Origin of the sequence: Uliginosibacterium flavum (assembly GCF_040566545.1) — a bacterium.
Lineage (GTDB): Bacteria > Pseudomonadota > Gammaproteobacteria > Burkholderiales > Rhodocyclaceae > Uliginosibacterium > Uliginosibacterium flavum.
The window spans coordinates 1-19,798 of sequence record NZ_JBEWZI010000026.1 but is presented as its reverse complement, the minus strand read 5'-3'; the positions used below and the strand labels follow the sequence as shown (position 1 = coordinate 19,798).

Sequence of the window (19,798 nt, the reverse complement as noted above, 5' to 3'; positions counted from 1 at the left end):
AGGTTTTCTCACCCTCCCACTATAGCAAGATGCGCATTTCCACATTCCCCCTATTGTGTCGCGGCGCATTTCGAAACTTACCGAGAGCGATACCTGAAACCGAGGCGATCCGGCCTTGTTTAAAAAATCTGCTGCTTGATTCGCGAGCAGGGGGAGAATGAAAACCGCGCCGGACTATTGCTAGTCCGGCGCAGCGTAAGGTGCGGATAAGCTATCGATATAGTTTAATAATATTGAAGGCGCCTACGTACATGCTGCCGGAGGTGACGTAGTACGTCCCAGCCACCGAGAAGCTAAGTTCGATGCTGGTTGTGGTGTTGACCGCATCGCGGTACGAGACAATCGTCCCACTGGGGGAGCCTTGCCGCAGGGTGATCTGCCCACCGTTCAAAAATGCCTGGCCGCCGGTCTTATCAACGAGAATCGAAGGAACCCACAGATAGTTAAGATAAACAGCGGTCACGCGCATCACATTGCCACTGCTGCCGTTCGTGTAGGGAAGCGCCTCTTGGATGCCCCACTTGAAGAGCTTGTAGGCTAGGCTGTTCGAGGAGATACCGCCTTTTGCGAAGGTAGCGTTGCTCACAATAGCCGGTTGCGTTCCCTTCAGCGTGTAGCTGTATGTACCTGATCCGGTGCGCTTTACCGTGACGCTACCAGAGGGGGAGAACGTCATCGTGGTATCCGTCAGGTCGAGCAGGTTGTTCGACTGATCGTACGTCCGGATCGTGAAAGTCAAGCCGCTCTCGGAACCGACTGCATCCTCAGCTTTATCGGCGCTGACGACAATGCTCGTCAGTACCGGGGCTGCCACGGCCACAATGATGCTAAATGTGGCCGTGCGAGTCACCGAGCCTTCCGCATAGGTAACGGTAACGCTCTTCGTCCCCGCACTCGTCATCGACGGAGCAGAAACGGACCACCCGGTGACCGCGTTCGAGGTGCCGTCAGTGTAGGATGCTGCGACCGACAAGCCTGTCGCAGAGAACGTATCACCCACCGCGTAGGCGATCTTCGTAGGCAAACTCGTGATAGAGATGTACGACAACGAGGACGCCTGTACCACCGTGATAGCGAATGTCGTCACCTTCGTGACGCCCGCTTCCGTGTACGTCACGATGACGGTCGGGCTTCCGGCACTGCTCGTACTCGGGGACGACAACGTCCACCCGGTGACAATGTGTGACGAGGCGTCAGAAAATGTCGCGGTAATTGCCAAACCGGAGGAGCTGAAGGCTTCCCCAACCACGTAGCTGGTTTTCATCGGCAGGGCGGAAACCGCTATGGAAGAGAGCGTCGCGGTCCGTGCCGTCACTGTAATTGGATAGCTGGCTGTCTTCGTTACCGCGTTTTCGGTATACGTAATCGTGACAGTTTTGACGCCCGAAATTTGCATACTTGGGGCTGAAGCGGTCCAACCAGTTATCACATGGGTGGTGGCATTACTGTACGTTGCGGTGACAACGACTCCAGCGGTCGAAAAAACATCGCCGACATTGAACGCAGTGGTCAGGGCGGACGTTGTGATAGCGATTGAGGACAACGTCGCCGTTTGGGCGGTGATCGTAATGTTGAACGACGTGCTCCTGGTCACGCCTGCTTCGCTTGCTGTCACCGTTACTGCCTGCGTCCCAGTACGCGTCATCGTTGGTGTACTTGTCGTCCAGCCGCTGAAATTGCTTGAAGAACCGTCGCTGTAGGTTGCTGTCACGACCATGCCCGTACTGGTAAAGGTTTCGCCAGAAAAGTACTGAGTTTTGTTCGGCAAAGTGCTCACCGCGATCGATGACAAGGTCTTTGTTTCTGCAACATCTTCCACGACGTAGAGTTCAGCGACGTGATCATTTACCAGATCGTAGGAAATGTAGCCGTAGCCAGAAATGCCCCAAGTATCCCCCCAGCTATTCAAGAACTTATAAGCATTTTGCGCGTCATCATAGCCAATGATCACAAGCGCATGCCCCCCCTCATCAGTCCCCGAGTAGTTGTCATAGATGCGATTTTTTGTGTTGAGTTGGCGCAGATCAGGATAGACCCGAACACCAATCAGCACGGGCGTGCCACTGGCCAAAGCGGCTTTCACGTCACCGGGCAGAATACGCGCCCAGGATTTCGCAAGGTGATGACTCGCGCTAGTAATCGCGGCCTGTGAGGGTTGTGTCGTCCAATCGTTTGCTCGATAGGGCATATCCTCGTTAAGCGCGTCGCCTTGGCTTACCAAGAGATTAAGGGCATCGCTAAACGTGGAACCTTGATCGAAACCACGATTGATCTGGTTGTAGATGTAGGCCGGACTGAACGTGTGCGTGCGGACATCCCACTTATGATCCAACGCTTCCTGGTAGGACTTCACAGCGTATCCTACAGCCCATGCGACACAGCTCGATTGTGCGCCTTGAGAGCCAGGTGAAGGGAACTTCGCCGTGAGGTCTACCGCGGCGGGCAGATCGCCTGCACCATAGGTACTACGCTGAGGAATCGCCTGATACTGCTCGGCGGTGAGCATCTTAAGGCCCATCGCTTGAGCTGAAGTGCTACCTGAGCTCGAAGACGAGGACGAACTTGTGCTTGTGCTGGTGGAAGAGCTACCACCACCTCCACCACCACCACCACCGCAGCCCGTGATGAAAAAGAAGACAACCAGAACGAGAAATGCCACGGTCGCTTTGAAAAAAAACTTGGTTTTCATGATTGTTTCCTTTGTCGATATAAGACAAGTCGGCAATGTATGCCAATGGCATGGATGTGTTGTCGTGACAGTTTCCGCGACGGCTCATGCTGCCTTTGAGTTTGTGATCCCGTAGAAACGACTGTCGTGCAACCCGAAGTCGCATTCGCCGACACGCTGAGGAAGCTCAGTAGTCAGACCTGCAAAAATGGCTTTGACACCTTGAGTGAAGGCTCCGGTGGAGCTTGTTGCGACACCATCGATGACGATGTCGTTGCCGTTCTGGTTGTTTGCGTTGAGCGCGATGGTCATTGCGGTTCTCCTGAGATGAAGGGCGAAGAAGATCAAGTTGATGACCTTCTGATAAGGAAGTGCCCTTCAGTGAGAACAAATTCAAAATAGTTGCCGGTGCCAAATTGCTTAAGGCTTCGGTGACGATGGACATCCGGTGCCCGAGTACGGGCACCGGTTTCTGGAGGGAGGGGGTATTCAGCTCATTCCGCCAAACACAACCATGCAGGCAGCCTTCTCGCGCATCTGTTGTTGCGCGGTCGAGTCAGGCTTGAGAACAAACACCTGACCAGCTGCCTTTTGTGCGACCCTTTGTATCCTAGGCAGGTTAATCGGATCGCTGGCAATCAGTGCGTCACTGTTCATGCCCGCCCAGGATCAATGGCGACCAATGCATCCGCGAACAATCCCGGCTGCTGGCACAGCGCAACGAATTGACGGCAGACGCTGCGGATGGCTTTGCCGTTGTCCTTGCGGAAGTTGGCGATGGTCTTGAAGCTGGCATCAGCCGGCCCGTCAGCCACATCAACTCAGCGTTGCGTTGGCTCTCTTTCTCAAGGCGCCGACTCGACTGAATGCGGTTGAACCGTAGATGCAAAGCTTCAGATGCACTGCTGGATGGAAGGCGGGCCGCCCTGTCGCCGCGGGGGCTACGCCTTCGAAGCTGAGCATGTCCAGATCCAGTTCGCCGACAAAGACATCCACGACGCGAACTGGATTTGTATCCAAAACATAATCTTCGATGCACTCTGGGAACAGAGTAATTTGTGTGCGATCTTCACCTTCAATGAAACGTTTCATTGGAATAGCTCCGTCGAAACAACGCCTTTGTCATAAAATTGTTGGCGACGCGTTTTTAAACAGCCTGGGCCATGAGCGGACACTCCCTCTCCATGCCGAAATCGAATAGCCTCAAGCAACCACGCGAGTTTCCGAGGCCTGTTTTTACCGCCCTTCATGCCTAAAGTCGAAAACCAATCTGCAAGCCACTTTGCGGGCAGTTCGAGCAGTCTGCAGAGAGACCGCGCTCAATTCTGTACAAGCAGTGCGGGCACCGGATGCGGTCAGCAGGATCTGCAAACTCATATTGGGCAACAAATTTGTGCGCAGCATCAGCTAGAACATTTCGATTTGCTCGCAGCCTCGTCCCACCGTAGGTAGCAAATCATCAAGCCAGGCTTTGTCATGGTGAAGTAACCAGCGAAAGCTCCGGTACTCATTTTTGGTGAAGCCAAGACGCGAGTGGGCTGAATCACTCGATATGTAGGCAAGGCATTTCTTTCGATGGGTCACTGTGACATCTGGAACATCCTGTTTGGCTCCGTCAGGGAAGACGTGTGCGACTGAGGGGCCGATCGCCTGCAGCCAGTTGCATCGCTCCAGCACTGTACGCCAATCCCCAAGCAAGCTATTGAGCAAAGCGGCCCTCCCGAATGCTAATCCACGGGCTGGCTCACGCAACCCACGCAAGATCTGAGCGGCGACGCTTCTAGCCTCCTCAGAGTTCTCTGAACGAGTCCTCGAAATCAAGTGTTCGAGCAGTTCGTTTGTTCGCAGCACGCCTGTTCTATTCATAAGTCGCCGCTCCCGCAACTCATCTCGCAGCACCTGTTCTACCTGAGCGTGGTGCGGTCGCATCGGCGTTAGAAGGAACTGTGCAAACACTTCCAACTCATGTTCAAAGCGATCAGTCCATAAAGATGGAAGATCTATTTCCTGCCCAGGAAGGATGTCGCCAGGCAGCGGGAATGATTCATGAATCGATGCGCGCTTGATCGCAACTTTCTTGAGTCGGCACCCGTGCGTTGCGCAGTGATGAAGTACTGGAATTTGGTGCCGTCGATGCCAATAAGCGACTCCATATTGGCCGATATCATATTTTCGACACGCGTGACAAAAGCGTAGCTCCGTCGCGCCGAGAAACGTCAGCGCCCCAACGGAGGTCGAGGCATCGCCACAAATCAACGCACGCCATGCCTCCTCGTCAATCTCGCCCAAAAATCTCCGCGCACCGAGGCAGGTCAGGTCGTTCAACAAAACTTCCGGGGCGCCATAGGCGTCGCCAAGGTGTTTGCAGAATTTGGGCAAGTTCAGCGTCGCATCAATGAACGACGAAGAGATTCCTGCCTCAAAGCTTTGCGCAGCGATCTCCCTGAAATCGCCAAACCCATTGAGCCGACCCAAGCGGGTCAAAACACTCACGAACAACTCATCTGGATTTGGGGTAGGAAGCAGCATAAAGCTTCAATAACAGATCAATGGGCGTTGTGTTCCGGTAAGCGCACTCACCAACGCCGGACATCGACATCAGAATTCCCGCAAGAGTTGGCTCAACGTTCGGCATGGTGCAAAGTATGGCTCAGAATTTTTAGCTCTGTCTGGCGCCTACAGACATTCTGCACCTTGAAAACGAGGTTAGCTCTGACGATACGCTGACGATCTGATGCGCTCTAACGTATATGGGAAGTTTTATGCGGCGGGCAAGGACTATGAAAGCAATCTGCTGATCGTTGACTTCGTATTTAGTGAGCGGTCTTGGAAAAGCAGCGCCTACTCAGAGGATCTCGCTGCGATCCAGCACCTGCGCAGCGCACTCGGCCTGAGCCAAGACGCGTCGCTTCGGGTTGTGCATGGAGATTTTTGATCCAGCCAAATGCCGCGAAAATCTAAAAATTTCGGCGTCATCCGAAAACTAGTCTCCATGGGCAACGCAAGATCAAGGTCAAATGAAGACGCAAGACGTTCAAGTTTGCTTGTTAGGGGACGTGAGCGCCGCGTTGCAGGCCTTGCACAATTGGCTTGGCCGGCTGTAGCTCACGTCATGGATGTCGGTTGGTGCACCACATTCTTTACAGATCCGGATGGAGAAGGCTTCGGCCAGCCTGACCAGCGTTCGGGTATGCGCATCGCCACCACGGAAATGGATACGCAAAGATCCAACTTTTTCTTTGATCTGCCGAAATGTCACGGTCGGCATCTCGCCCTGAGTGACCGAATCCGCTATCTGTTCACACACCGCATCGATAATCGCGAACCAGCCGTCGCCACACGTACAGCCCCTGCCCATGGCGGACGCTTCGGGCGGAAGCGCCCGCTCCCGGAAGATGTCCGGGTAACGGGCGTACAGGAGGTCTTCAAGGACTTTATGCATGAATGTCAGCTTGACATCGGATTAAATTTTAAAAATAAGCTTGAATTTCTATGCAGGGCAGCAGCACATCGAGGGCAATTCAAGATTCTTCATTATCTGGTGGCGATGTTGAAAGTTCAGAAAAAATCGTAAAACTAGCTACGAGCATCGGCCCCGTTTTTTCTTTTCCGAGACGAAATGCGGCTACTACTGTGGGGCGCCGTCTTATCCTCATTCCTTTTATTGATCCCTCTTCCATGGTTCGGCTAGTCGCTACATTTAGCCGCGGAAGACTGAAACCTGTTTTTAACACCTCAATGACGTCTAGCTCGCTTGCACTATCGTCATCCAGTAGCGCAAAAAGTAGCGCTCCGTAATGATAGCCTTCTACTGTATTGCAACGCACGCGATGCATATTATCGCTTGATCTTAGATAATCTCGACGAGCCTGGCTAATTAAGCTATCCCTTATTGAGTTCAAATTCCCGTCGCTTCCGAACCACGTTGCGGATAATTGAGATTTTTTCTTTAAAATAGACCTACTTCTTTTGGCTTCAATCCATAAACCAAAACAATCATCAAACTCCTCTGATGGCATTCTTTCTAAAATTAAATCTGCTCGACCCATCTCTGTTGTTTTTGTTCCTCCAGGCTTTTTAATTGTCGACTCCAACTTCACTGTCGAAGTTGAGAATCTTGGGTTGCGTGACAAACCCGTCGCCACCAACCCAACCAAAGTCGTTTCATGACTCCACAATTGTTCAATTTTGTTTTCGTTCTTCAGAGCGATCTCAATTTCATTAGCTAGTGACTCAAATAAGATTGCGCCAAATGATTTCCATCGAGATGTTGTGTGACCTACTGCTGATTCAATCATGAAAAGTCTCCTTTGTTGACAATCCAAAGAGTTTTTAAAGAAAAACTAATCTTACGGCTGATCTATCCGAAACTGAATCCGTCTTTCGTGCATGTGTGGGTGTTTTTCTAGGATATTTAAATGCACTACACACCAAAAACTTGTTTGTACTTGCAAAGAACTCATCCATCGCCAGTGACTCATTTCGCCGTGCAAACTCATCCAGCGAAACGACATGGATTCGTGAAGCGGGGAGAATGCCACGCAGGGAGCGCAGCGCCGTCGGATGAATCGGGTTTTCCGAACCTTCAAAGGCAAACGGCAGACACGCAGAGACGCTGACGTCGACATTCATCGCAGCTAGCTGCTTTGCCAGAAGCGGCGTGAGCCCGCCGCCGGTGCCGCCATTCAGTCCGGCAAAAATGGCGGCCGTGCCGTAGTTTCCTACCTTGATCCGCTTGGCGAATGCCTCCGTTTCAAAGCATTCCAGCGCGTTGGCCGGCTTGTGCCCTGAACTGCAATACACCTCGTCCAGACGCACAACGATATCCGCTGCGTTATCGCGAAGCTTCGCCCAGTCAATGGCGCAGGTGTGGATTCCGCGAAGCCCTTGCTCGTGCACCATTCGCGTTGCAGCGGCGAGGATATTGCAGCCCGCGCCGCCGACACCGATCAACAACTTGCGGCCGGCTGGTTTGGCCTTCGCCATCGGCAAGTGTGCGGCTAAGGCAAGCGCAGCGCTGGCGTGGATAAATTGGCGTCGATTCATTGGGGTCTCCGGGAGGGGTGAAAATGCACAACCTGGCCTGCGCTCATAACAATACGGGTCAAATCAAAGGGTCGTCTGGATTGAAGTTGCACTGTGCATATCTGCTTGTGCATACCATGAAAGGCTCGTCTGGGTAGAGCTGCGCCTCGAGCGCCACAGCCTCATCCCACGCAGGCCAATTGCCGCCATTCGCGTTGATCCAGTCGGCCAAGTCGTTGCCATCAAGATCAGCAGGCACATCCACGCGGCTCCATGCCTCAGCCAGATTCAAATCCGCCAGCAGCAGGGCCGCGCTTTCATCGTTGGCTTGGCGCATCAGCCAAGGCAGCTGTCGCGCCAGATCGGGGATGGCATTGAAGCAAGTGCCAAGCTCTTCCGCGTCGTCGGCACTTTGCTTTGCACACTGCTGCAAGATGACAGGCAGGTTGGCCTGCAAGGTCTGGATAAGGATTGCAGCCGCTTGTTGGCAAGCCAAAGTGGGTTCGCGGTTTTCTGGCCCGGAATGCTGAAGGACAAGCAGGCTCTGGTTTTCCCTATCTACCTCGATTTGCAGGGTTGAGCAGCGCCGCTGGGTGTCGGCATCACGCAGCGAGAAGAAGAGCCCTTGGCCTTGGTTACAAAAGGCGGCGTAATGCTCTGCACGGTCAAGCAGGCAGGTGCGCTGTACCGCGCCATCTTCCATGAGTGCTTGAAAATTTTTGAGCTGTACGACAATGCGCGCCCCGCAGGACAAGGTCTCCTTGGAGAATGCCGGCCAGTCGGGCCTGTTGGTTTGTTCTATAGACCTGTCGATGAAGTGCTTCAGGCATTTGTCTGGGCCGATGCGTCGAATCAGTAATCCACGCAATCGACGGGCGATGTATGAGCGCCTGAGTGCTGTAGTTTCTGTGGATAACAGCACTTTCAGTTCATCGAGTTGCGCCACGCGCCAGGTCTGAATTCTCGACTCAATGCTGTTTCGCGCAAGTAGGGGGCTGTCAAGAAATACCTGCATGCGATCCGCTTGATTCGCGAAGGGGTTGAGCGTTCTGCGTATGGCGCGCCAATCAGCAAGGGATGAGGGCGCGGCTATTCGAAAGACACTGAAAAGCAGACTTTCCCACGCCAGCCAGTGCCGCCGTGTTTGCAGGTGTGTGTAAGCTGGGAGCCACGGCTCGGCTTGCGCCATTCGTTGTAAATCGGGCGTGGCGGGGTGGTTAAGCAAGCTGATCGGCAGCTCGCGCAAGCGTGCAACACGCGTTTCACTCGTTCCGAGGCTGTTGGCCATAATGGCGAGCAGCGGCTGTGCTGTATCAACTGCGCATTGCCAGAGATTGAACGAATCGGGCCGAAGTTCAGGATCAAGCACGCCGGGAATTCCGGCTGCGAGCAGCGGCACACTCACGAGCGCTTGAATCCGTTCGCGGTAAACACAACCCTTGTTGCGCCCGCACCAAGCCCAGATAGCGCGTTTGGCCGCTGCGCCTAACACCGACAGGCTGCCATTTCGCAGACAGGCTTCCAGGGCGTGGATTTCTTGTTGGCTGGCGGTTTGCATGTGTGTATTGGCGCTTGATGTGTTAAATCCATTCTGGCTTTACATGCGACGACTTATGTCGCAATCAGAAGCTGTTCGCCCGTGACTGTTTGCGACATAAGTGGTCGCTTGGGTCGCGCAAACTACCGGCATCAACTGCGGGAGCTGGGCAATGACGATCGATATGGCAATCAAACAGGCTGTGAGCTGGCTACGCGAAGCGGATGGACTGGTCATTACCGCAGGCGCGGGAATGGGCGTGGATTCGGGCCTGCCGGACTTTCGTGGAAGCGAGGGGTTCTGGCAGGCGTATCCGGCGCTGAAGCAGGCGGGCGTAGATTTCCGGCAGATCGCCAATCCGGATGCGTTCAGGAGTAAACCGCTGCGGGCCTGGGGCTTTTACGGGCACAGGCTGAAGCTCTATCGTGAAACCGTGCCGCATCGCGGGTTTGCGATTCTTCAGGCGCTGAGCGCCGGCATGCCGCATGGGCATTTCGTATTCACGAGCAACGTGGATGGGCAGTTCCAGAAAGCTGGTTTTTCGCAGCAACAGATTGTGGAATGTCATGGCTCGATCCACTTCCTGCAATGCATGAGCGGATGTGAGCAGGATGTCTGGTCGGCAGATCGGTTCAAGCCGGTGGTGGATGAGGCGCACTGTGCCCTGAGCAATGCAATGCCCGTCTGTCCTTACTGCGGCGTGACCGCGCGGCCCAATATCCTGATGTTCAACGACTGGAACTGGGTTAGTCAGCGCACCCAGTTTCAGGGGCTGCGCCTGAATGCTTGGCGACAGCAACTTGAACGCCCGGTCGTGATTGAGTTGGGCGCGGGAACCGCGATTCCGTCAGTCAGGGTTGAGGGTGAGTTGTTTGGCGCACCACTGATCCGAATTAATCCGCGTGAAGCGGAGGTGAAGGATGTCCGTGCCGTCAGTATTCCGCTCGGGGCGTTGGCTGGGCTGGAGTTGATTGAGCAAGCTTGGCGAGGCTGAACCAGAGGCCATTCCAGCGAGCAGCGGTAACTGTCGTTAATGGACAGACATGGAAAACGGTGAGGACGAGATGTCGAAAAGCGATACCAGCAGCACACTGCGCCGCATGCTGGAACTACTGCTCCACCTGCCACGCAATGGAGCGTACGCGAGCTCGCGCGACTTGCTCGAAAAACTGCTGAGCGAAAGCCATGAGGTGGAAAAGCGCACGGTAGAGCGCGACCTCAAGCTGCTTGCTGAGGTGTTTGCCCCCAATATTGAGTGCAACGACAAATCGCGCCCGTATGGCTGGCGCTGGAAGGATGGGCGTGCGTTAGAAGGAGTTGGCCTGAGTGTGACCGAGGCGCTTTCGTTGCAGGTGATTGAAGACACGCTGAAGCCGCTGCTGCCCGCCAGCGTACTCAAAACATTGCAGCCGCGTTTCAAGCTGGCGCGCAAGACTTTGGCTGAGCTGGCACCCAAAAACAGGCAAGCCGCATGGGTCGAGAAAGTGCGCAATGTGCAGCCAAGCATGCCACTAGCACCACCGAAGGTTGATGAAGAGGTGCTGGCTGTCGTGCATGAATGCCTGCTGCACGACGAAAGTCTGACGGGTGAGTATCAAAGCGCAGGTACGGGATACTCGCCAGCTTCAGTTATGGGTGATGTCTCATGGGGCTGCGATGCGCATCATCGGGCCTGCTGACTTGAGAAAACGAATTGCTGTCGGCCTGCGCGCTGCGGCGGATGCTTATTCAGATGAAAAAAGGGGGCGTGCTTGATGTTCCGTGATGAGGCTGGTTGATCTGAATTCATAGCTCTGAAGATACGATGACGATCTGATGCGCTCTAACGTATATAGACACTAATCACCACGCTCAAACAACTCAAATTGCTCCCACTGTTGGGAGAGTTGTTCAGGCAAGTTGTCGTGGCTCCTTACTGTGAGCACCTCAGAACTATTGGGCACCTCGCTCGCCTCAACTTCGATCCACCAGTACGGAGATAGATCTCTACGCTTTTCAATATCGACAGCGTGGGTGTGCCAGACTTCGATCAACAATACGGGTTTTCCGAAAGCATCCAGCAGCGCAACGTCGATCCGCCGCCCTGTTTCAGGACAAACCCACTCCATCACAACTTCCTGTGCCGCGATAAACGGAAGGACCGTCACATCACCCTCCATTGTTCTGAAGCGCATCAGCGGCATCGGCGTTCTACGCCGCAGGGCTTCTGAGAACTGAGTAGCAAGTACTCTTTGTGCCGCTTGATGCACCCCTTTCGACATGTCATGGAACACGCAGCCTTCTGCATGACTATTCCGAAAATGCTTGAAGTGCTGCCGGCCTTGCTTGCTCCTCGCAACTGTTAGGTCGCTAGCACATCGCTCGTCGAGGCATCGATAACGCCCTTTTCCGGGGCGGTGCTGAGCACGATCGGCCTTGACCAACTTCATCGTTTGAAGGTCCAGCGCCCATTTGATCTGCGCGATCACCGTACTCATATGAGTCTCCCCACATGAGACAGCGCAGCGAGCACGCGATGTTTGCATGCAGCGCGCACCACCCAGTTTTTGAACGCAGGATTCCAGTATCCACACCCTCGGCAAATGGGCTCGACGACAGCCTGAATCTCCGCGTTAAATGGATGCCAAACAGCCAGATCCCCGGATGGCAAGCTCCGCACGTGGATTGGGATACTGTTGATAAAAAATTTGTAGCGCATAATCTTGACCTCGCGGTTGAACACGAAGTCAGGGTAGGCAACCACCCATTTCTATATCACTAGCAACCCCTTGCGTTAGTCTTTGACAGGAAAATAATGGCTACTGATCAAGCCCCCGACAACAACGAGTGTGCTAACCACGACGATCAGCGGCGTGCTGTCGCAAGCTGCTTGTTGAACTATCTGAATGTCCATGGAAAATCGAAGCAGCTTTTTTCAATACTGAGATTTCTCGCAGAGGAAACACTGTCCAATCTTGAAGAGGGCAAAACCCCGCACTTCAACTACTTCGCGATCAGGACATCTGTCACAGGTGAGACGCAGGGCGACGCCTCTGCATGGTTCAGCCGCTACTGGAAGGAGATTTGTGGCGATTTCAAGCTGAGGTGTGAAGAAGGTATTCAGAAATTTGCTGCAGACCAAGGGCTCTCTTTCTACCCATGGATTCAGAAGCTGGAAAGCGATGGCGGCGCAGGCAATCAAGCTCTGATTTCGCTGGTCGCCCTTCCACTCTCGGCGCCAGTAACAACCGATTCGATTAAGCATTTCGTCCCGAAACACGACATCGCCTATATCCCGGCGGAAAAGTTAGAGCTTTCGTGGTGGGCAAAACTGCTCTTTGATCAGAACCGCATTGCCGGCGGCTGGCGCAAGTGGATCCTGATTCTGGGGCCAATTGTTTGGGCGACCACAATCGGCCTCGGGGGCGTTTTTCTGCTATATCTCCTCGGCCTCAGTGCAACGCCAGTGACAACTCGTGACGTTGTGCTACTGATCTACCTCGGATTGCTCGTCTGGTACGCCAGCCGTCTCATCAGGAGGTTCACCCATCTTGTTGATGACCGAATGATTGTGGCGTCAGAAACCATGATCACATCAAAAGAGTCAGGGGTGTGTCTTGAACTTTTTCGCCCGAACGGCGGAGTTTCGGACGCCCCAAAGATCGCCCGCATGATCAAGTACGCCGCTCAGTGCCCGATCTGCGGTGCGCAGGTACTACTCGATAGGGGTGAGCCTGATTTTCCTCGCCGCATCGTTGGCCGATGCCAAGAGAGCCCACGTGAGCATGTGTTTAGCTTTGATAGAACTTTAATGACAGGACGCTGGCTGAGACGACTTGAGCTTTAACTCCCTCAGACCTATACGTTGCTTGCCAAAGCCGATGATGGCTTGGTTGGGGTTGAATTGCGGCGATTTTCGGGCACCAACCGGGGGGATGACAGAACGGCTGACTGTATGACTATGGTCGACAGATCGACTCGGAAATCTGCCGGATACCATCGGCGCAGGTTGATTGAAACAAAAATGCGATGTTTCAAGTTTCTCGGCGAACGGGTGATGGCACGTGACTTTAATCGTCAGGCTGCTGAGCTGCAAATTCGTGCCGCGCTGCTCAATCGTTTCACCCCGCTTGGCACACCTCAAACCGTGCGCTTGGCATAAGTCCGTTTGGGGTCAGGGGCATTGCGCCCTCAGGCTGATTTATGCAACAAAGCCGCTCATATGCGGACACTATGCCGCGACAATTCGCAGAATGCCCCTTAACGGTTGCGGGCTTGCCACCAAATCTCTCAGCGTGTATTCATCGAGCGTTGCGTAAAGCGCCCCGAAGGCTTTGGACAGTACACCGGCCAGCTTGCAGCTAGGGGTAATGCAACAGGTGCCATGCTCGCCCAGGCACTCAACAATAGGACTGGAGCCTTCTGCCTCGCGCACGACCCGGCCGAGGCGGATCTGTTCGGGCGCAAGCGCCAGTCGGATACCGCCCCCCTTGCCGCGAATGGATTCCACCACACCGCTTTTGGCCAAATGGTGTACGACTTTCATCAGGTGACTTTCGGAGATGCCATAGGCGTTCGCAATGCCCTGAATGGTCGCGAGTTCGTCCTGGTTCAAAGCCAGGTACATCAGGACGCGCAAGGTGTAGTCGGTAAAACCAGTAAGTTTCATAAGATCTATTTTGTGTGTTGCTTTTGGCAAAACCAAGGATTACATTAAAGATACATCCTAAATAAAGCTTAAACAATGTCAATTACGACAGACTCCCTGCGCGACGCCCTACGTCAGGTCATCGATCCGGAAGTGGGTTTGAATATTGTCGATCTCGGCTTGGTGTATCGGCTGGCGATCCTCGATACCTCGGTGCAACTCGATCTCACCATGACATCCCCCGCCTGTCCGATGGGCGAAGGGATTCTGGATGAGGCTGTGCTCGCCCTGAAGGCCCGTATTCCCGCCAGTTGGATAGTGGAGGCGCAGCTGGTGTGGGAGCCCGCCTGGACACCGGCACGCATGGGCGAGAAGGCGCGTTTACGTTTTGGCTGGGATCAGTAATTTATTCAAACAGGAGAAAGTCATGACTCAAACCGCTGTCACTCTTGACGTTCGAAACATCGAACCGAAATTCCGCCACCCGCTCATTTTTGGCATCTTCGAGCACCTGCCCCCCGGCCAGGCCATGTTGTTGACCAATGATCACGACCCCAAGCCGCTTTACTACCAGTTTCAGGCGGAATCGCAGGGCACCTTCAGCTGGGATTACATCGAGCACGGTCCGGCGCAATGGCAGGTGCGTATAGGCAAGACCGGGACGCTTGTCGGCGCCGACAATTGCTGTGGCGGTGGGTGTGGTGGTGCCTGATGCTACGGGTGCTTAGCCTCGCACGTTGGCGCTGGCTACTGGTAGTGCCAGCGCTTGCCGCCTTGCTGTGCGGGGTGATGTCGGGACTGGCACGTCTTGGTGTACTAGTGCCAGATTTTTTTCTGCGGCTGGTGGGAATACATGGCGCACTCATGATTGGTGGCTTTTTCGGCACGCTGATCGGGCTGGAACGCGCCGTCGCACTTGCGGCGCGCTGGCCATACCTGGCACCGCTGTGTTCGGGTCTGGCGGTGTTGCTGCTCATCTGGCTACCTGCTGGAATAGCGGGTGTGTGGCTGATGGCGCTGGCTGCGCTATGGATGAGTCTGGCCTGTGCGTGGGTGTGGCGACGCCAGCGCGTGGCGCACCACGCCACCCTGGCGGCCGGGGCGCTGGCATGGTTGCTCGGTAATATTGTGTGGGCACTTGGCGGGACACTAGTCGCTGCCGTTCCGCTGTGGACAACTTTCCTGATCCTGACCATTGCCGGCGAGCGGCTTGAGTTGTCACGCTTCGTGCCGACGCCAGCGCGGGCACGCCGGCTGTTCTTTGGCATTGTCGTCTTGTTACTGGGTAGTGCTTTTGCGGCCGTATTCCTGGATGACGCGCTGCGGGTGTATGCGCTCTCCCTGTTGTTACTGGCAGCCTGGTTGCTGCGCTATGACATCGCACGTCGCACCATTCATTCGGCAGGGCTGACCCGCTACATGGCGCTGTGTCTGTTGTCCGGCTATTTCTGGCTGGGGTTTTCTGCGTTGCTGGGTTTGGCTGGTGCGCTAGTGACGGGTAGCCTGCTGCGTGATGCGGCGCTGCATGCGCTCTTGCTCGGTTTCGTCTTCGCGATGGTGTTCGGCCACGCGCCCGTCATCGTGCCGGCTCTTACTCGTCATAAAATGCGGTGGCATCGAGGGTTTTACCTGCCCTTGCTGATCTTGCATGCCACGCTGCTGCTGCGCGTGCTGACAGCCTGTGGTGGCGATTTCGTATGGCGCCAGTGGGCCGCGTTGGGCAATGCCGCAGCCTTGTCGTTGTTCATGCTGATGGTGCTGGAAAGCCTGCTGGCGGCAGCACGGGCGGCAAACGTAAAACGGAGGTGAACCATGGATGCCAAGTCTGATTCCGCACTTCGACGTTCGACCGAACAGCATGTCCGCTTCATTCATGGCTGGACAGACAACCTGTGGTCCTTGCGCGTCGATAAACCGGCCGATTTCCATTTCCAGCCGGGACATTACGCCCGCCTTGGCTTACCAGTGGCGGATGTAGCGCCTCTGTGGCGGCCCTATTCGATCGTCTCGGCGCCGTCAGAGCCGCAACTCGAATTTCTGATTACCCTCATTCCCGACGGCGCCTTTACCTGCTTGCTGGTAAAGCTCCGTGTCGGTGATCCAGTCCTGCTGGAGTCGGCCGCACTGGGCTTCTTTTTCGAGCCGCAACTGGCACCGGGCGAGGATTTATGGATGCTGTCCACCGGCGCGGGCCTGGGGCCTTATGTGTCCTTGCTGCGGACGCCGCAGGCCTTGGCGCGCTACCGGCGCCTGGTGCTGGTACACAGCGTGCGTGCAGCGGCCGAGCTAGCCTATGCAGACGAATTGAATATGCTGGCGGCGGCCTCGGGCGGGCGCCTGTGCTATCTGCCTGTGGTCACGCGTGAAACAGGTGCCACAGTGCTGAGCGAGCGAATTCCGCAACTGATCGCGGATGGTCGCTTGCCGGCGCATCTTGGCCTGCAGTTTGATGCCGTGACCAGCCGCGTCATGGTGTGCGGAAATCCGGATTTCACGGCCGACATGCGGCGCCTGCTCAATGCGCGTGGTTTCACGCCCTGCCGGCGTGGATTGGCCGGCAGCATGCTGTTCGAGAATTACTGGTGAAGCGCAGCCTGCTCCTCGTACCGCTGCCGCGCGAGCACCACACGGTGCTTTTTCTGGTGCGCCCCACAATCGATGCGTTGCTTGACGAAGTGTGCGATAACGAAAGCTAGCTACAAGGGCTAGGTTTCCTCTCGGGGCGGCCCTGCGCACCAGCGTCACGTATCAGACTCGATCAGAATCCTGCGCCTGCAACAGAGCGTTGCACTCTCACAAGCCGAGGGATATTGCCCATATTGCGCCGCGATTAACGCCTTCCTATTTTTATGACTTAGCGATAATTGGATTGTCACAGCACGCGAAAAACTTCGCCGCGATGGAACGTCAGGTATGAGCGATGTTCGGGGCAAATGCCATGAACGCATACGCTTGCATCCAAACCCAAGCGTTTCCACTCCTCGTTTGGCAGCGCCTCCGAAATCACCACCCTTCCAGCATCGGAGAAAGTGATCCACCCCCCATCAAAAAGCGCATCAACATTCGGTGATAGCAATAATCCATTGAACACATCAAGCCGCTCTTCGTTTGTGTCGCACCTAGCCCAAGGCCGGATGCGAGAGGCGCGAAGAAGCTCTGGCAGAGCGAGTCCTGTGACGCAACATACGCCTCCCCAGTAATCCAGTAAGGACGTCCTGAACAGGCCCTGGCCGATCCGCTGAACCACGCCCCGTTCGATTTCGGTAGTTTGCTGCAGAGTGTGCGTTTGCTGAATAAACTGCTGTGCTATCCGGTTGGGTATGTTTCTGGCCGTTGCTGCAGCCTTGGCAAGACAGGCATGCAGTGCATGAATATCCGTCGCCTCAACAGAGCCGTTAAATATCAATGGCGGCTTTGCCTCGATGACGAATCCCTTGTTGGTTTCAGTCGTGACACGAACGAGTTCCGGAAACGCGCTGGAGCGCAATACAATCCACCCGCCGTCATCGTGTGGCGTAAGGTCGAAGCCGTAGTCTGTGGCAGCCTTTTCAATCCGTACTCTCTCGAGTGGAGTCATGGTGTACTTCTTTGCGAGTTTTAGTCGTTAGTGTTTTTCGAATCTTCTGATCCGCTCGAACGTCCGTTGTTGACTAAATTACTGTCACAGGCATCGAGAATCATCCTGAAGTGAAATAAGCACAGAGGCGATGGGCTTTAAGAGCACTGGAATGACGTGTGAACTTCCGTATCCAGCCAATTGGCGCGCGTTCGCAACATTCTGTGCAAAGCTCCGTTTGCTGTGCGAACGACGATCTATGATAGCGAGGTGCTGATTCGGCTTATCCGAAATCCCCAGCATAAAATTGAGTGAAACCGCTCAGAATGCGATCGGGGAAGCCAGGTTTTGCAGCAGCGCGACCACGCTCCAACCGGCGATGGCACTGGTACGCGAATAAATATCGACCACGACATGAACTTCCTCGCCATGAACTTCTATCCGGTGGTCGTCCCCCTTGAAGCCGGGCACGCTATTGATGCTCACGCGGGTGGCTTCGGCACCGGCGGTGGCGAGCGCGGTCGCTACGGCTACATTCACTTTGGTCGGGAAAAGCGCGATGGCATCGCGAGCGTTGCCGGAAAAAACTTCGCGCTTGTCGCTGGCATCAAGCAAGTCTTCGCTGAAGACAGCGGTATTGCGCAGTGAGTTAGGGCCTTTTTCTGTGGTGATACTGGCTTCAATGGCGCTCATCAGCGCCGCCGTGCGCAGTACGTCGAAACCGCCGATGGCGCCCGAAGCCAGATGGACACGCCGGCCGTTGGCACGCGCACAGGCTTCGATGCGCGCCAGAAAGCTGGCGTCGGCGAGCGCGCCGATGGACAGCAAGACGAGATTTGCCCCTGCCGATAAAACCGCTTCCGCGATTTCCTTGACAGCGCCGGGCGAAGCCGCCTCAACAACATAGTCGGGCGCCAGCTCCAGCAGCTCGCCGAGATCGGCGCAGGCTTTGCATTTGTACTTATCCGCCAGCGCACGGGCGGATTCCGGGTTGCGTGACAGGCAAGCAACCAGCTCGTACTCCGGCAAGAGCCCGTTTTTCCAGGCTTCGGCCACAATCCGGCCAAGAAATCCGCAGCCAACGATGGCCAGCTTCAGTTTTCTACGTTGAAGGCTCATTTCATCTCCGACTAATGGTTCGGTTGCGTGCCCGCCCTGAGAGGAGCCCGTTTTCACAAAGACAGCATCCCCACTCGCTCCGGCTGCCAGGTCACGGCAACAATCCGGACCGAGACATTGCCACCAGCGGGCGCTGGCCACTCGATTTCCTGCCCAACAGACAAGCCCAAAATGGCGGCACCCACCGGGGCGAGAATGGAAACCTTGTTCGGGTTGTCATCCATTTCATCCGGGTAACAAAGCACCAGTTCAAACTCTTTCCCGCTCGGATTAATCACAAAGCGCACGACCGAACGCATCGTGACGACGTCTGGTGGAATCTGGTCAGCTTCCAGAATGTTGGCACGCATCAGCTCATTTTCCAGAGCGACTGCACTGGCAAAATTTTCGGCCGGCAGTTTGCCGAGCAAGGAATACAGTCGCTCCAGATCCAGACTCGATACGGTGATGGGGGGCAATTCTGCCATGACGTTTTCTTCCACTAATTATTAACAACAACCCGAAAAGCGCAGACTCAGATCACGCCTTGCGCGAGCATGGCGTCGGCCACTTTCACAAACCCCGCGATATTCGCGCCATTGACGTAGCTGATGCCGCCAGATTTTGTACGTCCGTAGTCCACGCAGGTTTCATGAATGCTGATCATAATTTCTCTCAAACGGGCATCCACTTCCGCGCGTGGCCACCCCAGGCGCATGGCATTCTGGCTCATCTCCAGACCGGAGGTGGCGACACCGCCAGCATTGCTGGCCTTACCCGGTGCATAAAGCACTCCATTGCTTTCAAAAACCTTTACTGCCTCTGCGGTCGAGGGCATGTTGGCGCCCTCTGCAACACAGATCACACCATTTTCAAGCAAGGTTTCGGCATCCGCCTTGTCCAGTTCATTCTGGGTAGCGCAAGGAAGCGCAACATCCGCTGGCACGCACCAAGGCCGCACGCCGGCAAGGAAAGTGGCGCCTACCCGCTGCGCATAGTCACTTACGCGTCCGTGCAGATTGTTTTTCACATCCATCAGGACAGCCAGTTTCTCAGGAGTAAAGCCATCTTCATCGACCACAGTGCCACCGGAGTCAGAGGCCGTGACGACTTTGGCGCCAAGCTGCATGGCCTTTTCAATGGCGTATTGCGCCACATTCCCGGCCCCGGATACGCTGACCCGCATACCATCGAGACTTCGCCCCTGCAACTTGAGCATCTGCTCAACGAAATACACCGTGCCATAGCCAGTAGCCTCCGGGCGGATCAACGAACCGCCAAAGCTCA

Annotated in this window: 23 protein-coding genes and 2 pseudogenes; 10 read left to right on the top strand and 15 right to left on the bottom strand. The window is 55.2% G+C overall.

The features are described 5' to 3' along the window. Positions 1 to 211 precede the first annotated feature (211 nt). From ABXR19_RS17680 to ABXR19_RS17660, 5 genes and pseudogenes are all read right to left on the bottom strand, one after another. The gene (locus ABXR19_RS17680; RefSeq protein ID WP_354602477.1) at positions 212 to 2,689 is read right to left on the bottom strand and encodes a bacterial Ig-like domain-containing protein; all 2,478 of its coding nucleotides are present in this window, start codon (positions 2,687 to 2,689) and stop codon (positions 212 to 214) included. An 84-nt stretch (positions 2,690 to 2,773) separates the two neighbouring features. Continuing rightward, entirely contained in the window at positions 2,774 to 2,980 is a 207-nt protein-coding gene (locus ABXR19_RS17675) for a hypothetical protein (protein WP_354602476.1), read from the bottom strand. Positions 2,981 to 3,157: 177 nt separating this feature from the next. Then, complete coding sequence (locus ABXR19_RS17670; RefSeq protein ID WP_354602475.1) at positions 3,158 to 3,325, bottom strand: hypothetical protein; 168 nt, start codon at positions 3,323 to 3,325, stop codon at positions 3,158 to 3,160. Positions 3,326 to 3,336: 11 nt separating this feature from the next. Further along, positions 3,337 to 3,760 (bottom strand): annotated as a pseudogene (locus tag ABXR19_RS17665) (transposase); the annotation flags it as partial. A gap of 315 nt (positions 3,761 to 4,075) precedes the next feature. After that, entirely contained in the window at positions 4,076 to 5,197 is a 1,122-nt protein-coding gene (locus ABXR19_RS17660) for a TniQ family protein (protein ID WP_354602474.1), read from the bottom strand. Positions 5,198 to 5,402: 205 nt separating this feature from the next. Here ABXR19_RS17660 and ABXR19_RS17655 point away from each other — a divergent pair, with 205 nt between their 5' ends. Continuing rightward, positions 5,403 to 5,603 (top strand): hypothetical protein, encoded by a 201-nt coding sequence (locus tag ABXR19_RS17655; protein ID WP_354602473.1) that lies wholly within the window; start codon positions 5,403 to 5,405, stop codon positions 5,601 to 5,603. Between the two features lie 99 nt (positions 5,604 to 5,702). Here the strand turns inward: ABXR19_RS17655 and ABXR19_RS17650 are convergent, their stop codons facing one another. From ABXR19_RS17650 to ABXR19_RS17635, 4 genes are all read right to left on the bottom strand, one after another. Continuing rightward, positions 5,703 to 6,110 carry a hypothetical protein gene (locus ABXR19_RS17650; RefSeq protein WP_354602472.1) on the bottom strand — a complete coding sequence of 136 codons (408 nt, stop codon included), beginning with the start codon at positions 6,108 to 6,110 and terminating at the stop codon, positions 5,703 to 5,705. A 79-nt stretch (positions 6,111 to 6,189) separates the two neighbouring features. Continuing rightward, the gene (locus ABXR19_RS17645) at positions 6,190 to 6,966 is read right to left on the bottom strand and encodes a hypothetical protein (protein ID WP_354602471.1); all 777 of its coding nucleotides are present in this window, start codon (positions 6,964 to 6,966) and stop codon (positions 6,190 to 6,192) included. Positions 6,967 to 7,000: 34 nt separating this feature from the next. Then, positions 7,001 to 7,714: a hypothetical protein gene (locus ABXR19_RS17640; RefSeq protein WP_354602470.1), complete on the bottom strand. Its 714-nt coding sequence runs from the start codon at positions 7,712 to 7,714 to the stop codon at positions 7,001 to 7,003. Positions 7,715 to 7,772: 58 nt separating this feature from the next. Then, complete coding sequence (locus ABXR19_RS17635; RefSeq protein WP_354602469.1) at positions 7,773 to 9,251, bottom strand: hypothetical protein; 1,479 nt, start codon at positions 9,249 to 9,251, stop codon at positions 7,773 to 7,775. Between the two features lie 151 nt (positions 9,252 to 9,402). Here ABXR19_RS17635 and ABXR19_RS17630 point away from each other — a divergent pair, with 151 nt between their 5' ends. From ABXR19_RS17630 to ABXR19_RS17620, 3 genes are read left to right on the top strand one after another with little or no spacing between them, the layout of a single operon-like run. Next, positions 9,403 to 10,224 (top strand): SIR2 family NAD-dependent protein deacylase, encoded by an 822-nt coding sequence (locus tag ABXR19_RS17630; protein ID WP_354602468.1) that lies wholly within the window; start codon positions 9,403 to 9,405, stop codon positions 10,222 to 10,224. A 49-nt stretch (positions 10,225 to 10,273) separates the two neighbouring features. Then, positions 10,274 to 10,909, top strand: coding sequence for a helix-turn-helix transcriptional regulator (locus tag ABXR19_RS17625; protein ID WP_354602467.1), 636 nt, complete (start codon positions 10,274 to 10,276; stop codon positions 10,907 to 10,909). Beyond that, positions 10,869 to 10,985 (top strand): hypothetical protein, encoded by a 117-nt coding sequence (locus ABXR19_RS17620; protein ID WP_354602466.1) that lies wholly within the window; start codon positions 10,869 to 10,871, stop codon positions 10,983 to 10,985. The genes ABXR19_RS17625 and ABXR19_RS17620 overlap by 41 nt, the downstream gene beginning before the upstream one ends. Positions 10,986 to 11,068: 83 nt before the next feature. Here ABXR19_RS17620 and ABXR19_RS17615 read toward each other — a convergent pair whose 3' ends face one another. After that, entirely contained in the window at positions 11,069 to 11,707 is a 639-nt protein-coding gene (locus ABXR19_RS17615; RefSeq protein ID WP_354602465.1) for a hypothetical protein, read from the bottom strand. Positions 11,708 to 12,024: 317 nt separating this feature from the next. Between ABXR19_RS17615 and ABXR19_RS17610 the strand changes: the two genes are divergently transcribed. After that, positions 12,025 to 13,056, top strand: coding sequence for a hypothetical protein (locus ABXR19_RS17610; RefSeq protein ID WP_354602464.1), 1,032 nt, complete (start codon positions 12,025 to 12,027; stop codon positions 13,054 to 13,056). A gap of 132 nt (positions 13,057 to 13,188) precedes the next feature. Further along, positions 13,189 to 13,371 (top strand): annotated as a pseudogene (locus tag ABXR19_RS17605) (IS5/IS1182 family transposase); the annotation flags it as partial. Between the two features lie 69 nt (positions 13,372 to 13,440). Here the strand turns inward: ABXR19_RS17605 and ABXR19_RS17600 are convergent. Further along, positions 13,441 to 13,878, bottom strand: coding sequence for an RrF2 family transcriptional regulator (locus tag ABXR19_RS17600; RefSeq protein ID WP_354602463.1), 438 nt, complete (start codon positions 13,876 to 13,878; stop codon positions 13,441 to 13,443). A gap of 75 nt (positions 13,879 to 13,953) precedes the next feature. On the opposite strand from ABXR19_RS17600, the gene ABXR19_RS17595 reads away from it, so the two are divergent. Genes ABXR19_RS17595 through ABXR19_RS17580 form a run of 4 tightly spaced genes read left to right on the top strand, consistent with a single transcriptional unit; the run spans position 13,954 to position 16,443 of the window. Next, positions 13,954 to 14,262 (top strand): metal-sulfur cluster assembly factor, encoded by a 309-nt coding sequence (locus tag ABXR19_RS17595; RefSeq protein ID WP_354602462.1) that lies wholly within the window; start codon positions 13,954 to 13,956, stop codon positions 14,260 to 14,262. A gap of 22 nt (positions 14,263 to 14,284) precedes the next feature. Continuing rightward, a complete protein-coding gene (locus tag ABXR19_RS17590) occupies positions 14,285 to 14,569 on the top strand; it encodes a DUF2249 domain-containing protein (RefSeq protein WP_354602461.1) in 285 nt (94 codons plus the stop codon). Continuing rightward, positions 14,569 to 15,666 (top strand): DUF8744 domain-containing protein, encoded by a 1,098-nt coding sequence (locus tag ABXR19_RS17585; RefSeq protein ID WP_494338513.1) that lies wholly within the window; start codon positions 14,569 to 14,571, stop codon positions 15,664 to 15,666. Before ABXR19_RS17590 ends, ABXR19_RS17585 begins: the two co-directional genes overlap by 1 nt. 3 nt (positions 15,667 to 15,669) lie before the next feature. Beyond that, entirely contained in the window at positions 15,670 to 16,443 is a 774-nt protein-coding gene (locus ABXR19_RS17580) for a ferredoxin--NADP reductase (RefSeq protein WP_354602459.1), read from the top strand. A 286-nt stretch (positions 16,444 to 16,729) separates the two neighbouring features. Here the strand turns inward: ABXR19_RS17580 and ABXR19_RS17575 are convergent, their stop codons facing one another. From ABXR19_RS17575 to ABXR19_RS17560, 4 genes are all read right to left on the bottom strand, one after another. Continuing rightward, positions 16,730 to 17,434, bottom strand: a complete 705-nt coding sequence (locus ABXR19_RS17575) for an HNH endonuclease (protein WP_354602458.1) — start codon at positions 17,432 to 17,434, stop codon at positions 16,730 to 16,732. A 300-nt stretch (positions 17,435 to 17,734) separates the two neighbouring features. Continuing rightward, positions 17,735 to 18,532: an aspartate dehydrogenase domain-containing protein gene (locus ABXR19_RS17570; RefSeq protein WP_354602457.1), complete on the bottom strand. Its 798-nt coding sequence runs from the start codon at positions 18,530 to 18,532 to the stop codon at positions 17,735 to 17,737. 53 nt (positions 18,533 to 18,585) lie between these two features. Further along, the gene (rnk, locus tag ABXR19_RS17565) at positions 18,586 to 18,999 is read right to left on the bottom strand and encodes a nucleoside diphosphate kinase regulator (RefSeq protein ID WP_354602456.1); all 414 of its coding nucleotides are present in this window, start codon (positions 18,997 to 18,999) and stop codon (positions 18,586 to 18,588) included. Positions 19,000 to 19,046: 47 nt separating this feature from the next. Next, the coding region (locus ABXR19_RS17560) for a dehydrogenase family protein (protein ID WP_494338512.1) at positions 19,047 to 19,798 on the bottom strand (752 nt) is incomplete at its 5' end.

What these genes read in the sequence shown, in the direction of transcription:
- ABXR19_RS17585 (WP_494338513.1), top strand. Translation starts at nt 14,569, where the DNA reads ATGCTACGGGTGCTTAGCCTCGCACGTTGGCGCTGGCTACTGGTAGTG.
- ABXR19_RS17670 (WP_354602475.1), bottom strand. Translation starts at nt 3,325, where the DNA reads ATGAACAGTGACGCACTGATTGCCAGCGATCCGATTAACCTGCCTAGG.
- ABXR19_RS17610 (WP_354602464.1), top strand. Translation starts at nt 12,025, where the DNA reads ATGGCTACTGATCAAGCCCCCGACAACAACGAGTGTGCTAACCACGAC.
- ABXR19_RS17575 (WP_354602458.1), bottom strand. Translation starts at nt 17,434, where the DNA reads ATGACTCCACTCGAGAGAGTACGGATTGAAAAGGCTGCCACAGACTAC.
- ABXR19_RS17680 (WP_354602477.1), bottom strand. Translation starts at nt 2,689, where the DNA reads ATGAAAACCAAGTTTTTTTTCAAAGCGACCGTGGCATTTCTCGTTCTG.
- ABXR19_RS17620 (WP_354602466.1), top strand. Translation starts at nt 10,869, where the DNA reads ATGTCTCATGGGGCTGCGATGCGCATCATCGGGCCTGCTGACTTGAGA.
- ABXR19_RS17645 (WP_354602471.1), bottom strand. Translation starts at nt 6,966, where the DNA reads ATGATTGAATCAGCAGTAGGTCACACAACATCTCGATGGAAATCATTT.
- ABXR19_RS17625 (WP_354602467.1), top strand. Translation starts at nt 10,274, where the DNA reads ATGGAAAACGGTGAGGACGAGATGTCGAAAAGCGATACCAGCAGCACA.
- ABXR19_RS17675 (WP_354602476.1), bottom strand. Translation starts at nt 2,980, where the DNA reads ATGACCATCGCGCTCAACGCAAACAACCAGAACGGCAACGACATCGTC.
- ABXR19_RS17615 (WP_354602465.1), bottom strand. Translation starts at nt 11,707, where the DNA reads ATGAGTACGGTGATCGCGCAGATCAAATGGGCGCTGGACCTTCAAACG.
- ABXR19_RS17650 (WP_354602472.1), bottom strand. Translation starts at nt 6,110, where the DNA reads ATGCATAAAGTCCTTGAAGACCTCCTGTACGCCCGTTACCCGGACATC.
- rnk (WP_354602456.1), bottom strand. Translation starts at nt 18,999, where the DNA reads ATGGCAGAATTGCCCCCCATCACCGTATCGAGTCTGGATCTGGAGCGA.
- ABXR19_RS17635 (WP_354602469.1), bottom strand. Translation starts at nt 9,251, where the DNA reads ATGCAAACCGCCAGCCAACAAGAAATCCACGCCCTGGAAGCCTGTCTG.
- ABXR19_RS17600 (WP_354602463.1), bottom strand. Translation starts at nt 13,878, where the DNA reads ATGAAACTTACTGGTTTTACCGACTACACCTTGCGCGTCCTGATGTAC.
- ABXR19_RS17580 (WP_354602459.1), top strand. Translation starts at nt 15,670, where the DNA reads ATGGATGCCAAGTCTGATTCCGCACTTCGACGTTCGACCGAACAGCAT.
- ABXR19_RS17570 (WP_354602457.1), bottom strand. Translation starts at nt 18,532, where the DNA reads ATGAGCCTTCAACGTAGAAAACTGAAGCTGGCCATCGTTGGCTGCGGA.
- ABXR19_RS17630 (WP_354602468.1), top strand. Translation starts at nt 9,403, where the DNA reads ATGACGATCGATATGGCAATCAAACAGGCTGTGAGCTGGCTACGCGAA.
- ABXR19_RS17660 (WP_354602474.1), bottom strand. Translation starts at nt 5,197, where the DNA reads ATGCTGCTTCCTACCCCAAATCCAGATGAGTTGTTCGTGAGTGTTTTG.
- ABXR19_RS17640 (WP_354602470.1), bottom strand. Translation starts at nt 7,714, where the DNA reads ATGAATCGACGCCAATTTATCCACGCCAGCGCTGCGCTTGCCTTAGCC.
- ABXR19_RS17595 (WP_354602462.1), top strand. Translation starts at nt 13,954, where the DNA reads ATGTCAATTACGACAGACTCCCTGCGCGACGCCCTACGTCAGGTCATC.
- ABXR19_RS17590 (WP_354602461.1), top strand. Translation starts at nt 14,285, where the DNA reads ATGACTCAAACCGCTGTCACTCTTGACGTTCGAAACATCGAACCGAAA.
- ABXR19_RS17655 (WP_354602473.1), top strand. Translation starts at nt 5,403, where the DNA reads ATGCGCTCTAACGTATATGGGAAGTTTTATGCGGCGGGCAAGGACTAT.